The sequence below is a fragment of the Shewanella sp. WXL01 genome (assembly GCF_012263345.1).
GTDB classification, from domain to species: Bacteria; Pseudomonadota; Gammaproteobacteria; order Enterobacterales; family Shewanellaceae; genus Shewanella; species Shewanella maritima.
In genome coordinates this window covers 270,855-285,504 of record NZ_JAAIKQ010000004.1, presented here as the reverse complement: position 1 = coordinate 285,504, position 14,650 = coordinate 270,855, and the positions used below count along the sequence as shown (strand labels likewise).

Sequence of the window (14,650 nt, the reverse complement as noted above, 5' to 3'; positions counted from 1 at the left end):
CAACAAACTCACTAATTGAGCTTTTACTCAGCTTCCATTCTCCCCAACAAGCTAGTAACAAGGCGCACTAAATTGTATTAAATTCTGGTAGTTAAATATGTTCAATTCATGCATTTTTTTACAAAATAGCCGTTTTGTATAAACGTATACTCTGCTAATTTATAGAGTCAAATACGCTTGGCTGAGTTGTCAGGACAAAAAGGCCACAGCGACTACACTTTCTAAAAGCGCTAAACTCGTACGGATACATAATTAAGTATGTTAAAAAAACTATTCCGCTTTCTATTACCTTTCTTAATCATCTTTGTGTTTGTTGCTCTAGCAGGGATCTTACTGAGCACAAAACAAGAGCCTGAGAAAAAGCAAGAAACAACCGTGCTACCTGTAGTCGAGGTCATCAGTGTTGAGCCGCAAACAGTGTCCCTTAACCTACCTTCATATGGTGTAGTTCAGCCTAAACACAAAACGCAACTCGTTACCGAGGTTCAAGGACGTATTTTAGAAATTGCGCCTGCTTTTGTTGCCGGTGGCATTGTTAAAAAAGGCCAAAAACTGGCGTTATTAGAGCCCTCTGACTATCAGGCAGATCTAATGCAAGCACAAGCGGGACTCGCACAAGCCAAAGCAATCCTAGATGAAGAGATTGCTCGCGGTGAAGTAGCTAAAATTGAGTTTAAAGACTTCGATGGTGGTGTGGCACCTGAGCTTGGCCTTCGTATTCCACAATTAAAGAAAGAGCAAGCCAATGTTAAATCAGCTCAAGCAGCATTGTCCCGTGCCCAGCGCAATCTAGACCGCACAGTTATTCGTGCACCATTTGACGGTATCATTAAGGCCCGCAGCGTTGATTTAGGTCAGTACATCACTGTAGGCACTAAGCTAGGTGAGCTTTACGATATCGGTATTGCAGAGGTACGTCTGCCACTGCCTAATAAGGATCTGGCTTATCTTGAGTCAATCGAAAAACCTGAAACCACCGTAACCCTCACAGCATCTTTAGCCGGTAAGCAAGTAAGCTGGTTAGGTAAAATTGTGCGTAACGAAAATGTGGTTGATGAGCAAAACCGTATGGTTTATCTGGTTGCTGAAGTGAATGATCCATACATGCAGCAAGAATCTGATATCAGAAAATTGCCGCTAAAGTACGGCAGCTTCGTTAACGCAGTAATCAAAGGGCGCTCGGTCGATGGAATTGTCAAACTGCCACGCTATGTGGTGCGAGATGACTCTGTGACTATCATTAAAGACGACAACACTGTAGAGCTTCGTGACGTCAATATCGTGCGCACCGACGTCGATAATGTTTACATTAAAGGCAGTTTAAAGGTAGGCGAGCGCGTATCGGTTTCCAGCAACAACTCGCTACAAAACGGTCAGCAAGTCAAAGTGCTAGGTGAAGAAGGTCCAGAGGAGTTAATCGAGCAAGTCGCTGAAGATGACGCTGCAATCACTCAATCTGACACTAAAGAAGAGCAAGGTAACGATTAATGGAAAGCCAAAAAGGAATTATTGCCTGGTTTGCCCGTAACAATGTCGCGGCCAACCTGCTCATGGTATTGCTGATTGTCGGTGGTTTGTTTAGCGCGCAAATCATCAATAAAGAAGTATTCCCTACCTTTGAGTTGAACCTAATCAATATTCAGGTTGCCTACCCAGGCGCTGCGCCGCAAGAAATTGAAGAAGGCATTAACATCAAGATTGAAGAGTCAATTCAAGATGTAACGGGTATCAAGAAGGTCACGTCTGTAGCGAGCGATGGTTCTGGTACGGTGACCATCGAAGTCGAAGATGACTACGATGTGCAAAAAGTACTTGATGAAGCAAAGCTGCGCGTTGATGCCATTTCAACCTTTCCTGACAATATTGAAAAACCTAACCTTTACCAGATAAAACCTGAAAACAACGTGATCTGGATTTCTGTGTATGGCGATATGACCCAGCACGAAATGAAAGAAACCGCCAAGCAAATTCGCGATGAAATTACCTCGCTACCCGCGGTAACCCGCGCCAAAGTAGCTGGCGTGCGTGACTATGAGATCTCAATTGAGGTATCTGAAGACAAGCTTCGAGAATACAGCCTTACTTTCGACCAAGTTGCGCAAGCTGTGCAGCGCTCGTCTATCGACTTACCTGGCGGCTCTATCCGCGCTGAAGATGGCGACATCTTGCTGCGCACTAAAGGTCAGGCATATACAGGTGAAGATTTTGCTCGCATTGTAGTCAGTAGCCGTGCCGATGGTAGCCGGGTGATGCTGCCGCAAGTCGCTGATATTAAAGATGGCTTTGAAGAACGCATCGGTTATACCCGCTTTAACGGTAAGCCTGCAGCCATTATTGAAGTATTGAGCATTGACGACCAAAACGCGTTGGCTATTTCTGAGCAGGTAAAAGACTACATTGCCACCAAAAAAGACAAACTCCCACAAGGCGTTGAGCTTGATACCTGGGGAGATCTAACCCACTACCTCGAAGGTCGCTTAAACATGATGTTATCAAACATGTTTTACGGCGCCTTACTGGTATTTATTATCCTTGCGCTGTTTCTGGACCTTAAACTGGCGTTTTGGGTAATGATGGGTCTACCTGTATGTTTCCTTGGCTCATTACTATTAATGCCAACTGAGCCAATTGGTATGTCAATCAACATGCTAACCCTATTTGCCTTTATTCTGGTGCTAGGTATCGTGGTCGATGACGCGATTGTAATGGGTGAAAGTGCTTATAGTGAAGTGGAGAAAAAAGGCCATTCACTAGAGAATGTAGTCGTAGGCGTTAAGCGTGTTGCTATGCCTGCAACCTTCGGGGTGCTGACCACTATCGCCGCCTTTGTGCCTATGCTGATGGTGTCGGGTCCTATGGGGATCATCTGGCAATCAATTGGCATGGTGGTGATTTTATGTCTTGCCTTCTCACTGGTAGAGTCAAAGTTAATCTTGCCGGCTCATTTGGCACATATGAAGGTATCTAACAAGCCAAAAGGCCCAAGCAAAAATCCTTTTTCACGATTTAAACAAGGCCTGAACGACAAACTGCAGTACTTTATTCATAACAAGTACCGCTACTTCCTTGAGTTTGCTATTAAGCATAGGTACGCCACTGTTGCGACTTTTATCGGCGTGTTGATCCTTGCGATGGCATTAGTTGCAAGTGGTAAAGTACGCTGGGTATTCTTCCCAGATATTCCGTCTGACTTCATTCAGGTTCAGCTTGAAATGGAGGAAGGCAGCTCAGAGCAAAACACCTTAAAAGTGCTTCAGCAAATCGAAGACTCACTGTATTCGATGAATATGAAAATGGAAAATGAATACGGAAGCGAAGTCGTTAAACACAGCTTCATCGCCCTTAACTCTCGTAGTTCAGCATTCATTTTCACAGAACTTACCAAGGCTGAAGACCGTGAAATTGATGGAGTAGCAATCGCTGAAGCCTGGCGTAAGCAGCTACCAGAGCTAGCAGCAGTCAAAAAGCTAAATATTAGTGCCAGTACCAACGATCAAGGTGGCGCTCTGTCATTTCGTTTAACGTCAAACGATCTTGATCAATTAGGGCAGGCATCGAAAGAGCTAAAAGCCAAGCTAGCAAACTATGAAGGCGTATTTGATATTTCAGATAACTTTTCATCGGGCAGCCAGGAAATCCGGCTCAACATAAAACCAGAAGCACAGGCCCAGGGTTTAAGCCTATCTGACTTAGCTCGTCAGGTTCGCTATGGCTTCTACGGCTTTGAAGCCCAGCGTATTTTACGCAACAAAGAAGAAGTAAAAGTAATGGTGCGCTATCCACTTGAGCAGCGTCGCACTATTGGTCACCTTGAAAATATGATGATCCGCACACCTAACGGTGCTTCGGTGCCATTTTCAACGGTTGCTGAAATCGATTTAGGTGATTCGTATGCGTCAATCACCCGTGTAGATGGTCTGCGCGCGATTACGATTAATGCGAACGTCAACAAAGATAAAGTTGAGCCATCAAAAGTGGTAGAGGAAATTCAGGAGCAGTTCTTGCCTGAACTTACTCAGCGCTATCCTGAAGTAGCCTCATCTTTAGATGGCAGCAGTCTTGATGAACAAAACGCTATGGTAGGTTTAATGCAAGGCTTCTTCTTTGCCATGTTTACCATTTACGCGTTGATGGCTATCCCGCTGAAGTCATACACCCAACCTATAATTATCATGTCGGTTATCCCATTTGGTATGATTGGCGCACTGGTGGGTCACTTTATGCTTGGCCTGTCAATGAGCGTCCTTAGCCTTTGCGGTATTGTCGCACTGGCAGGTGTGGTGGTTAACGACTCATTAATCTTGGTTGATTTTGTTAACCGCGCTCGCGCTCAAGGCGAGAGCATTAAAAAAGCGGCTATCGATTCAGGTTGTTTCCGCTTTAGGGCGATTATCTTAACCTCATTAACCACCTTCGTTGGTTTAGCGCCTATTTTGATGGAACAAAGCCTGCAGGCTCAGATTGTGATCCCTATGGCCGCATCGCTTGCCTTTGGTATCTTGTTCTCAACCGTGGTGACCTTAGTGTTGGTACCAGTGCTATACATCATTTTGGATGACACCAAACATATGCTGAATCGCTTCTGGCATTGGTGGTGGCCTTGGGCTGAAGATTTACCAGCTCAAGTTAACGCTGAAACTGCCGAACTTACCAGTCAAGGCGTGACACTTTCAGCTAAAGACTAATTGCTAAAGACAAATAAGCAGAGCTTCAGTTTTGCCAAGATAAATGGGTTAAGCCAGTAAACTTTAACGGCTTAGCCCTTTTTTATGTATGTTTGAGAGCAAGGCAACAGAACGAGTCCCCGTTAATCGCTACAATTTACGCCTGATATTCGCGCTAAGGCCCAAACATTTAAAGCAGTAAAGTCTAGCTTTTAAATTAATACGCCCACTTTAGTTGTAGCAAAAAGTACATGCCTAATACTCAATCGAACACTGCTGATACCGCGACACTGGTTTACGACATTCGCAACAGTCGCTATCTCAATATTACTGGTCGCTGCACGCTGCGCTGCCAATTTTGCCCAAAACAAAACGGTAGTAAACAGGTTCATGAGTTTGAGCTTAGCTTGAATAAGACAGTGACAGCGGAGGATGTGATCCCGCTACTTGGTGATGTCACTTCGTTTGATGAGTACGTATTTTGTGGTTATGGCGAGCCAACACTCAACCTTTCCTGCTTAATCGGCATCGCTCAGGTCATTAAGGCCCGTGGTGGTAAAGTGCGTGTCAACACCGACGGTTTAGGTAATTTATTCCACCGCCGTAATATCCTACCCGATCTCGCCGAAGTAGTTGATAGCCTGTCTATTTCACTCAATGCTGATAGCGAGCAAAGTTACCAGACTCATTGCCAACCTAAGCTGGCTCACTCCTATAACGCACTATTAGAATTTATAGAGCTTGCACCTAAGTATATTAAGGATGTGCAAGTAAGTGCCATTGACGGCCTTGAAGGGGTAAACATCGATAACTGCCGTGAAATCGTAGAACGTGCAGGTTGCACGTTTAAGCATCGGCATTTAGATGTAGTTGGGTAAAGATGTTGCTCTATTGAGCAAGTGTTGGCGATTAAACAAATACTAACAGTTAGATATATGGCAAAATTCGTCAATATCTCAACGTCATGTTAGTATGCCGCATATCAATTTGTGCTTGCTGAAATTCCATGTTTAAACGCAAAAAAGCCACTAAGTCGTCTAAAGCACTACTTATTTCATCGCAGAAAGTTCGCTGGACTCGTAAACAGGTCCTGTCACTTGCGAGCCAGCTACTGCTACTCAATATTTCCATTATTATTGCTACCGCCATGTTTATCTCAATTGGTGAGCGCAGCTTGCAAGATGACTGGGCGCAGCAACGTTATAGCGAATTACAAACGGTTGGCACCTTAACCAGTGAACGAACCGACTTTTTTAAATTCCGTACCATTACCTTTTCCCGCGGCGAGCTGCTAAGACAGTATCTTGAAAACCCAACTGCAGACAAAAAGCAGCGCCTTATCACCCAATGGGACTCATTGTCGCGTAACATTCCAGAGTTGCTTGGCGTAGCCTTGTTTAGCCCTCAAGGTAAGCTCAAGTTTTCCAGCTCAGACGAGTTTATCGACCTAACATTACCTCCATCAGTGATGGATCCAAACCGCGCCTTTGGTGGGAATGAGATTTACTCATCACCCATGGCGTTTACCCCAATAAATGGGGTGCTTGAACCATATGTTTATCAACTCGCTTGGATAGAAAACCCAGACCAAAGCATTAAAGGGTACCTAGTTACTTACAACTCGATTATTAAAATGCTGCAGTCAGTAAAACCGGCCTTCTTCGACCAGGCTTCACCGCTACTGCTGCTTGATACTAAAGGTTTTTTATATGCTGGCGCCGGTCAACCTAGGCCATTAAAAGGTATGCCTGATACTTTAGGCTCAAGTATCGCCCAGTCTTATCCTGAGCTTTGGCAAAACATGGCGCAAAATAACTATGGCCAGTTCCATAGTAATGAAGCCACTTTTGTGTTTTTAAAAATTGAAGTATCTAACCAGGCAGAGGCTCAGCGCGAGTACTACACCTTGTCGTACATTCGTCATTCCGACATCGCCGATAAGTTCTTTGAATGGAAGTTAGTGTTAATTGCAGTGGGTTTAGTGATTAGCTTATTGTCATCGCTTCTAGTCATACTCAGGCAGCTCTATAACCTTGAAGGGCAAGCCAAGGTCAACAGCATCTACCTTGCCAATGGGTTATTTAATAGTGAAAACTGCTGCATGCTCATCAACCGTAACGGTCGTATTGTTACAGCAAACCAATCGGCATACAAATATGTAAACTTGCCTGAGGAAGAAATTGTTGACCGTACACTGCAGCGTATTTTCAATATCCCAGAGCAGGTATATCAAGAAATTAATACTATCGTGAATAAAGGCGAGAATTGGACTGGAGAGCTTAGGCTTAATAACGATGAAAAGCGTTTATTCCACTTGTGTATTAGTTTGGAGCCTACTAATGATCGCCATTGGATTGTCACCTTCTATGATATGAGCTTATTCGCGAAGAGTCAGCGCCAGGCAAACCGCTATAAAATGCTCGCCGATGCAGCTGTACCTATCGCGCTAACAGATGCTGATGGCAAAATCTTAAAATTCAACCAGCAGTTTAATAAAGTGATGGGGCTAGCAGAGTCACCTGAGCGTAATATTATGGCGTTGCTTGGCCAGGATTTACAAAGCCAATGGCATAACATTATGACAGCATTGCCCATCCAAGGTAGTTGGTCAGCACAATTATTGCCGTTTTCTAAAGCGAGATTTGACCAAAGCTATCGTCTGACAATCAACTGCCAGTTAAACCAAGACGGTGAAATCGACTATTTGGTATTTACTCTTGAAGAGGCAAACCCAAGTTCTGCCAACAGCAAGGGACAAAACATCATCGGCCAGGTAGGTAACTTTGTCATGCGCATGAGCGACTTTGAAGACAAATTTAATACGCTGTCTGAATCGACTAGAGCCCAGTCTAACTTGATGCTGATTGACATAAACCCCGACGGTTTGTTTAGCCATATGGGCGACATCAATCAAATTGAGAAGCGCCAAAAAGAGATTGAACTGGCACTGTTAGTGGATATTCCAAGCCAGTACCAATTAGTAAGCTGGCAACTAGGCAAACTGTTAATCTTCTTACCTGAAACCAACGCCACCCAAACCCATCAGTACGCGATTAATTGCATCAAGCTGCTGGAAGAAAATGAGCTGGGCGAAGGAATTGATATCGGTATTGCCGGCTACCTTGAACCACAGAACTTTGAGCAATATTTAGCCAAAGCAGAAGTTGCACTTAGACGCGCCAAGCAATCGGGCGATCAAAATATTTGTCAGGCGTTTACACGGCCTATGTCGATAGATGGTTAAAGCCATAAATTAAGGGTGTTAATGCAAGCTAGCGTTAACATCCTTCTTATTACTTATCGCTAACATTAAACCGCATTTAACTCATCAGGCAAGCGACTTTCTGTTAACTCGACAATGCTCGAACGGTTCATAGTGATTTTATAGCGGGCGTACTCAACTGACTGCTTACCATCCTTCAGCGCGACCACCAGATTCACCTGATAACGTCTCTCAACAGACTCATTACTGACCTTGCCATCTTGCTCACTGTAAATTTTTGCCTTGCCCCGCTCTAGGTGGCGCGCAAAGGGAATTAAGCTAAAAACAACTTGCTCTTGGAACTGAGTATAACCCGCGGCAAATTCCTTAGTGTTCACCTTACTTTGGATACGGTAATGCAGAACCTCAGATTCAACCTTATTCTGCCGATGCCTATGTTTCATAATTAGCGATACTGCATTAGGAATATCTTTAGGCCGCAAAAACTCCAGCCATATCAACTGCCTCGCGACTGGCTTTTTGGTTGAAGTGTCAGTTAAAGTACGGCTCCATCTTGGTCTACCACGTTGGATGAGGCGCCACATGGCATTGCGAATATCTTCTTTAAAGATTTCCCTGAATGCGTAAATAACTGACAGCGCCATAATGAGCGACAAGGTTAAGCCACTAAAAAAGCCCTGCGCTTTAATAATCAACGCTGACACCACAATCATCACGAGCCCAGTCGCTAAGCCTGTAACAAACTTCTTTAGCCCTACGCCCAGCACTTTCAAATCTTCTTTAAGTACAACCCCTTGTTGAATTAGACGCCTAAGTAACAACATCTTATTCGAGATACGGTTTGCATCTTCTCTAGTGCGTTGTGAATTGTACTTACGCTCCAGCTCTCGGTAGTTGTTTTCTTTGCGACAATATTGCACCACTTGATCTTTAACATCGGCAAACTCGGCGCTGCGAGGTCTGGTAGAGAGTGTTTTTAAAAGCTGCTGCTCACAAAACCAAGACAGATAATTGTCTGCATGCCCAAAGTACGACTGCCACTTGTCTTGTTCAGGCTCATTACGGCGAAACTTTTTCAATAGCTGTCGTGCCCTTTCACTTAGCTCCAACAATGCCGGGTAAAACTCTTCAGGCTCAGTAAGCTGCCTTACCTGTTTAGCATCAGTCTCGATCGCTACGGCAAACTGGTAAGCAAACAGGTTTAAATACAACCTGAACTCTTCAAGGGTTCGCTTGTTAAGGCTAACAAAACGTGATTGTACGAGCGGCAAATGCAGAGCATCTGAAAAGTATGAACGCCTACCAATAATATTCGCGTGATAGTACTCTTCTTCGTTTAGGGTATCGGCAGAGATCCCCATTTCGGTGGGAAGGTAAAAATATAAGTCTAGGGTGCGCTGATCCGCCACCGATAGTTGATGGCTGAATTTAATAGATAAGGATTCTTCTTGCTTGATGTTAACTTTGGTCAAAGCTTTCCTCTTGGTTAACCCGCTAGGAACTCTTATTATATCATCGACTAAGCGTAAGCTGTAACCAATTGCTACAGCTAAACCAACTTAGTTTACGTGGTAATATCAAGGCTTTTTAGGCAGGTTTAAGCGGGAGCAGGCCCATAAACTTGCGCTTGGGGTAAACTTAACTAGCATAAAATTAAGCTTGCTATCCATGTCTATTACGCTTAAATGCTGAGTAAATTTATAACCATAAGCTAGGCTCTTGTCAGCCATGTCTAGCTCGCTGGTAAGATAGGGATAAAGCTGACTGTTAGGCTGCAAATTCACTTCGATTGCTTCAAAGTCGATTTTATAGGTCATAGAGCCAACCTCTAGCTCTTGCAACTCACCTTCAAATGCCACGAACTCGCGAATGGTCTCTTCAAACGCTGAATAATAAGTCAACACTAAGTGCTGCTCACGCACTTCAAGTTTAAGAATCAAATTCCCTCGAAGCGGATCACCATCAAGCGAAGCGATATCGACTTTATAAGCCTCTGCCTGACACTCAAACTGATAGATTTCGCGGCTATCAGCCCAGCGCTGTAGGACCAAATAAATCAATAGCAAACCTGCGATAAAGCCGACAACCAGCAATATCTTGTCGTTGATTTGCTTTGAATAGCGCGACAAAGTTTTACTCACAGATATTCACCTCTTTTAACCAATCTAGAGTAAAGAAGCGCTCACCTTCCACCTCACGTAAAACCTTCACATTATGGAATTGCCAGCGGTCGTCCAGTACCCGCTTCAACACAAAGTTAATGGTGAATCTATCTTTCGATAAGGAAGCGGCAATGGTGTCCCATGGCAAAGACTCACATTGAGATAAGTGGTCAACAATATTAGCCTTATGAAACTCAATAAATTCGTGATTCGCGGGATCGGTATAAATATGCAATTGAGTAAAAGCGCCACTACGATCATAAATGGGTACGCTAAAATCAACATCATTCGATACTGAACTACGAATACCCGAATACATGTACATCAACGCACACAGCAGCACCATTACAATAGCCACAAACTGACCTAGCGACATAACTGCATTAGGGTTATCCAATACCTTTGTGTGCTGATGGGTATGACGATGATGCAGTACTACCCCACGAGTAGGCATATACTCTAGTAAGCAAATATGCTCATCGCCCAAGTAGTAATGCAATACAGAGATCGTTTCGGCGATTTGCTCCTCGGTGAGGGCTTGTGGGGCATTGCCCGACTCGTCAAGATGTGGATGCTTAAAGGTTGCTAAAGACAAAACTTGGCCGCGACATTTTACCACTTCAGAGAGTATCCAAAATGCTCTATCGTCTAACGACCAAGTTTTCTTATTAATTCGATTATTTAAGGTTTTAGCCTTAATATCGAACCAACAGCCACCAATCTGCATGTTTATTACCTTAAGCCTTTGCTAATACTCTCAAAATAATTTCGTTATTGAGAACATAAGTCAGCTGCTTATACCTATTTATTACAACAATTACACCTTGTGACAAAGTATATCCAATCCTATATATACCAAGTGTGATCAAGACTGAATTAACAAAATTCATTTAGCGTTAACAGCTTTACCGCCTAGCATACTGACAAATTATCTACTACCTTTAATTAACAAAAGCTTTACCTTTCATACACTAACAATCCGCACAGCTTACTGTTTTACATACGTTACACTTTGTAATCATGAGTAAAAACAGCTGTATAGATTAATATTTAGCCTGTAGAGAACGGCATGTTTACACAAAAAGAAGCGCACTGTTTAAAAAGAATACTAGTCGAGTCAATTAATGCTCAACGAGCCATGATCACCTGCAGCGAAAATGAGTTTGATGAAGAGCAAGAGCAGGTGTTGATCAATTTGGTATCGGTACATAATAAAATCAAAATGATGCTAAATAAGCTCAATAAACAGCCTCACGTAAACTCCATGCCACGAATATTAATAGTGGATGATGCAGACTCAATGCTACAGGTAACGACTAAAATACTTGTAGAAATGGGGTTCACCAAGGTAGATATGGCGAAAAGCGCTGAGCGCGCGTTAACGATGTTGCTCGATGCAGCTAAGAAAAAAGCACCCTATCAGTTAGTGCTTACTGACTGGGAAATGGAAGGCAAAACAGGTTTAGATCTACTTAAAGACATTCGAGTCAGCGAACAACTATTAGAGACCGACGTGTACATCATAAGCTCCCACAATGAACAGTCCCATATCCTGCAGGCTATTCAATCTGGCGTTACTGGCTACCTGCTTAAACCTCTTAACTTTAAAGCGCTAGCGGCAAAACTTACCATCTATCTTCCAGCAGAGGCAAAGCAACAAACCCAGGACAAACAGAGCAAGCGTATTATTACTAGCCCGCTGATCTAATGAACGCGAACAAGCTAACTTCAAGCATTGATTTATCTTCATCAACCCACAAAAAAGCTGACCTTAAAGTCAGCTTTTGCATATCGTTCCCGAATTAAGCAGAGATTAGAACGCGTAAAGTAACGTCATATTCGTTTCTGTATCAGTGCTCTTCTTGCCTTCCACTGGTTTACTGTTGTAACGCACAACAACCGCAAACTTCATCGCTAATGCACCAACAATGTTTGCAGTAATAGAGGTTTCAGAGCGACCGTCTAACTTCTCACCCCAGTCAGCAATAAACTCTTGCTTGAAGGTTGAGGTGTCACTAATTTTATGAGAAAAGTTCATTACCGCATGCGCAACTATACTGTCTTTTGACTCAACGCCTTCGGTTATAGCAGACTCATCATCTAAGCGCTGGTAAATGTAACCAGGACCGACTTCAGCTTTAAACAGGGTTGTACCATTATCAACAAATTTATGACCATAACCCGCTGCAGACTTAGAGGTGTAGTCAAAACCGGTGAACGGGTCTTTTTCTAAGTTAGTATTAACAAACACATAACTGTTGTCGTTAATCTGGTAATCACCTTGAATACCGCCATAATAGCGCTCAGCAGTAACGACATCTGTATCTTCTTTATATAGCGCCTCTAGTACGTACTGGTTTTCCCAGTTACCTAGTTCATGCTTAAGACCTAAACGACCTTTTAAAGAAGAAGTGTCAGTGTTACCTGTTGTTAGCGTCGCACCTAGCTCAGCTTCACCAGCCCAAGTTTTGTCACCTTCAACAAAGTCTGCGCCTGCATGAGCAGCAAACGGCATCGCAAAAGAAATCGCCGCAGCAAGTAGCAGTTTTTTCATGTCATCATTCCTTTAATTACAAATGTTTCTAATCGCCCCAAAAATCGAACCGAATACTAACATTTTGAATAACAAATTGAAAAACTACTAGGGCCTGTTGTTCTTTGCTGATTAGAATTTGTTCGAATTAAAAGCACTTTAATCAAGACGCGAGCTATACAGTTTAGTCAACTAAACAAGTGGCTCACAACGCAGAGCTCTTAGCTACGAACGTAAGCGCTTTTAAACGAACCTTTCAGGCAGCGCTTGTTGTCATTTCTACTGCGTTAACGACTTATCATGTGGAACCACCACACATCAAAGTCGTTGCCTTGTATAAATTTCCAACAAGCAGCTGCAAAAATAATCTTGAAAGAGCAACAGGCCCTATTGATAAAGCATACGAATAGGTTATTTACTCTAAACGAATCCACGCTTGCAGCCTTGCTGCAAGCTTAGGCATGAATCAAACTCTTGCTTCGCCATAACCCTGTACGCCAGCGCAACAACATAGCAAGGCCGCGAGTCCACTCATCAATCGCTAGCGCTATCCAAATACCGACTAAACCCATATCGAGGTAAACACCGAAGAAATACGCCCCGGGCACCGCGATACACCACATAGAAAACAACCCCATAAAGAATGGGAAACGAGCATCGCCACTGGCCCTTAGTGCATTTATCACTATCAAATTAAAAGTTCGCCCGGGCTCCATAACCAAGGTGAGCAAAAACAACTGTCCGACCATCAACAAGATGTCGTTATCGTCAATAAATAACGCCACTAAACCGCCACCTAACCAGGCTGCTAATGCGGCAACCAAGGTGGTCAACGCTAAGCCGATTTTTAAAGCACGGTACATCTGTTTCTCGGCGCAGTTGAATCGTTTAGCACCAATTAAGTGCCCCACCATGATCTCGTTACCAATACCAATTGATAAACCAAACAACAAAATAAACATACAGATTTGAAAATATAGCGACTGTGCAGCTAAGGCTTTATCACCCATCAAGCCAACGAATGAGGTCACCACCATAAACTGGAGCATCCAAGACACGTTTTCACCTGCTGCCGGTAAACCGATATGAAACACCTTAGCAAGCATGTCTTTTTTAGGCTGAAGAATCTCATTCAATTTCAACGGAATTTTGGTGTAATACAAGAACAGGTACACCATTAACGCTATGCCCAACAAACGCCCAACTACAGTGCTAATAGCAACACCTGCTACGCCCATTTGTGGTAGACCAAACCACCCATATAACAGCAGCAAGTTACCGCCAAAGGTGACTATATTCATCAGCAAGGTAACCCACATCGCCTGCTGAGTGAAACCATGGGCGCGCATGGCCGCAGCAATACACATCGCCATCGCTTCAGGTATTAAACATAAACCAACAATTTGCAGGTATAACTTGCCATCTGCAATCAACTCCTCAGGCAAATTCATTAGTTGCAAGATAAAACCTGCACCCAGCAATACTCCAGCCGCAGCAGCCACGCCCACCAGCAGGTTGAAACCCATAGCGGAATACACCACCTGACTGGCTGCCGCTTTATTTTTAGCCCCCAAATATTGAGTCATCACAACTGTGGCACCAATACTGACAAAGCTAAACAAGGTAATTGACAGCTCGAGCACCATATTGCCCACAGACAACGCCGCCACGCCTTGATACGACACTCGGCTTATCATCATGGTATTAAGCGCCGCAGTTAGAAAATGCAGCGCAAAATCAATGAACAAAGGCCAGGTTAAAGCGAATAGTGATAATGGTTTATCAGACTGAGGGCGCATGTATCTCTCGTACCAATTCGGGTCAAAAACTAAAGTGCTTATGGCAATTAAGCGCCCATATAAATCTGCTGATTTGTTGAGCGAAAAAAGGGCGGCAATAATGCAGCAATCACATCACCAAGACAAGTGATAATTTCATAGTATTGTTTAGTTTTAATACAGCTTGATGAAGCAGAGGAACCTACAATATGCGGCGAAAAAGGCGTGGGGCAAGCTGCTACTAATCTGATGTCAGTTGTAGATGATTGTAGCTTCTCTAAAAAACAAAA

General features: G+C 43.5%; 10 protein-coding genes. 5 read left to right on the top strand and 5 right to left on the bottom strand.

Going from position 1 to position 14,650, the window contains the following annotated elements; all coding sequences use genetic code 11:
• The first annotated feature begins 258 nt into the window (after positions 1-258).
• The 4 genes from G3R49_RS12755 to G3R49_RS12740 all read left to right on the top strand — a co-directional run bounded on the left by G3R49_RS12755 (position 259) and on the right by G3R49_RS12740 (position 7,908).
• Positions 259-1,488, top strand: coding sequence for an efflux RND transporter periplasmic adaptor subunit (locus G3R49_RS12755; RefSeq protein ID WP_130601025.1), 1,230 nt, complete (start codon positions 259-261; stop codon positions 1,486-1,488).
• Positions 1,488-4,685: an efflux RND transporter permease subunit gene (locus tag G3R49_RS12750; RefSeq protein WP_167869921.1), complete on the top strand. Its 3,198-nt coding sequence runs from the start codon at positions 1,488-1,490 to the stop codon at positions 4,683-4,685. The genes G3R49_RS12755 and G3R49_RS12750 overlap by 1 nt, the downstream gene beginning before the upstream one ends.
• 230 nt (positions 4,686-4,915) lie before the next feature.
• Positions 4,916-5,542, top strand: a complete 627-nt coding sequence (locus G3R49_RS12745; protein ID WP_167869920.1) for a TatD family nuclease-associated radical SAM protein — start codon at positions 4,916-4,918, stop codon at positions 5,540-5,542.
• Between the two features lie 128 nt (positions 5,543-5,670).
• A complete protein-coding gene (locus G3R49_RS12740) occupies positions 5,671-7,908 on the top strand; it encodes a PAS domain-containing protein (RefSeq protein ID WP_130601019.1) in 2,238 nt (745 codons plus the stop codon).
• A 65-nt stretch (positions 7,909-7,973) separates the two neighbouring features.
• On the opposite strand, the gene G3R49_RS12735 is transcribed toward G3R49_RS12740, so the two are convergent.
• The 3 genes from G3R49_RS12735 to G3R49_RS12725 form a co-directional block, all read right to left on the bottom strand.
• Positions 7,974-9,359, bottom strand: a complete 1,386-nt coding sequence (locus tag G3R49_RS12735) for a hypothetical protein (RefSeq protein WP_167869919.1) — start codon at positions 9,357-9,359, stop codon at positions 7,974-7,976.
• Positions 9,360-9,464: 105 nt separating this feature from the next.
• Complete coding sequence (locus tag G3R49_RS12730) at positions 9,465-10,028, bottom strand: hypothetical protein (RefSeq protein ID WP_130601015.1); 564 nt, start codon at positions 10,026-10,028, stop codon at positions 9,465-9,467.
• Complete coding sequence (locus G3R49_RS12725) at positions 10,021-10,776, bottom strand: hypothetical protein (protein ID WP_130601013.1); 756 nt, start codon at positions 10,774-10,776, stop codon at positions 10,021-10,023. The genes G3R49_RS12730 and G3R49_RS12725 overlap by 8 nt, the downstream gene beginning before the upstream one ends.
• Before the next feature lie 342 nt (positions 10,777-11,118).
• Between G3R49_RS12725 and G3R49_RS12720 the strand changes: the two genes are divergently transcribed.
• A complete protein-coding gene (locus G3R49_RS12720) occupies positions 11,119-11,757 on the top strand; it encodes a response regulator (protein ID WP_130601011.1) in 639 nt (212 codons plus the stop codon).
• A 105-nt stretch (positions 11,758-11,862) separates the two neighbouring features.
• Here the strand turns inward: G3R49_RS12720 and G3R49_RS12715 are convergent, their stop codons facing one another.
• Together G3R49_RS12715 and G3R49_RS12710 are read right to left on the bottom strand one after the other, a co-directional pair.
• Positions 11,863-12,603, bottom strand: a complete 741-nt coding sequence (locus G3R49_RS12715; protein WP_130601009.1) for a YdiY family protein — start codon at positions 12,601-12,603, stop codon at positions 11,863-11,865.
• Between the two features lie 434 nt (positions 12,604-13,037).
• The gene (locus G3R49_RS12710) at positions 13,038-14,381 is read right to left on the bottom strand and encodes an MATE family efflux transporter (protein WP_130601007.1); all 1,344 of its coding nucleotides are present in this window, start codon (positions 14,379-14,381) and stop codon (positions 13,038-13,040) included.
• Positions 14,382-14,650 lie beyond the last annotated feature (269 nt).

Coding starts and splice junctions, on each gene's coding strand:
- G3R49_RS12715 (WP_130601009.1), bottom strand. CDS start 12,603: ATGAAAAAACTGCTACTTGCTGCGGCGATTTCTTTTGCGATGCCGTTT.
- G3R49_RS12740 (WP_130601019.1), top strand. CDS start 5,671: ATGTTTAAACGCAAAAAAGCCACTAAGTCGTCTAAAGCACTACTTATT.
- G3R49_RS12745 (WP_167869920.1), top strand. CDS start 4,916: ATGCCTAATACTCAATCGAACACTGCTGATACCGCGACACTGGTTTAC.
- G3R49_RS12710 (WP_130601007.1), bottom strand. CDS start 14,381: ATGCGCCCTCAGTCTGATAAACCATTATCACTATTCGCTTTAACCTGG.
- G3R49_RS12720 (WP_130601011.1), top strand. CDS start 11,119: ATGTTTACACAAAAAGAAGCGCACTGTTTAAAAAGAATACTAGTCGAG.
- G3R49_RS12725 (WP_130601013.1), bottom strand. CDS start 10,776: ATGCAGATTGGTGGCTGTTGGTTCGATATTAAGGCTAAAACCTTAAAT.
- G3R49_RS12755 (WP_130601025.1), top strand. CDS start 259: ATGTTAAAAAAACTATTCCGCTTTCTATTACCTTTCTTAATCATCTTT.
- G3R49_RS12750 (WP_167869921.1), top strand. CDS start 1,488: ATGGAAAGCCAAAAAGGAATTATTGCCTGGTTTGCCCGTAACAATGTC.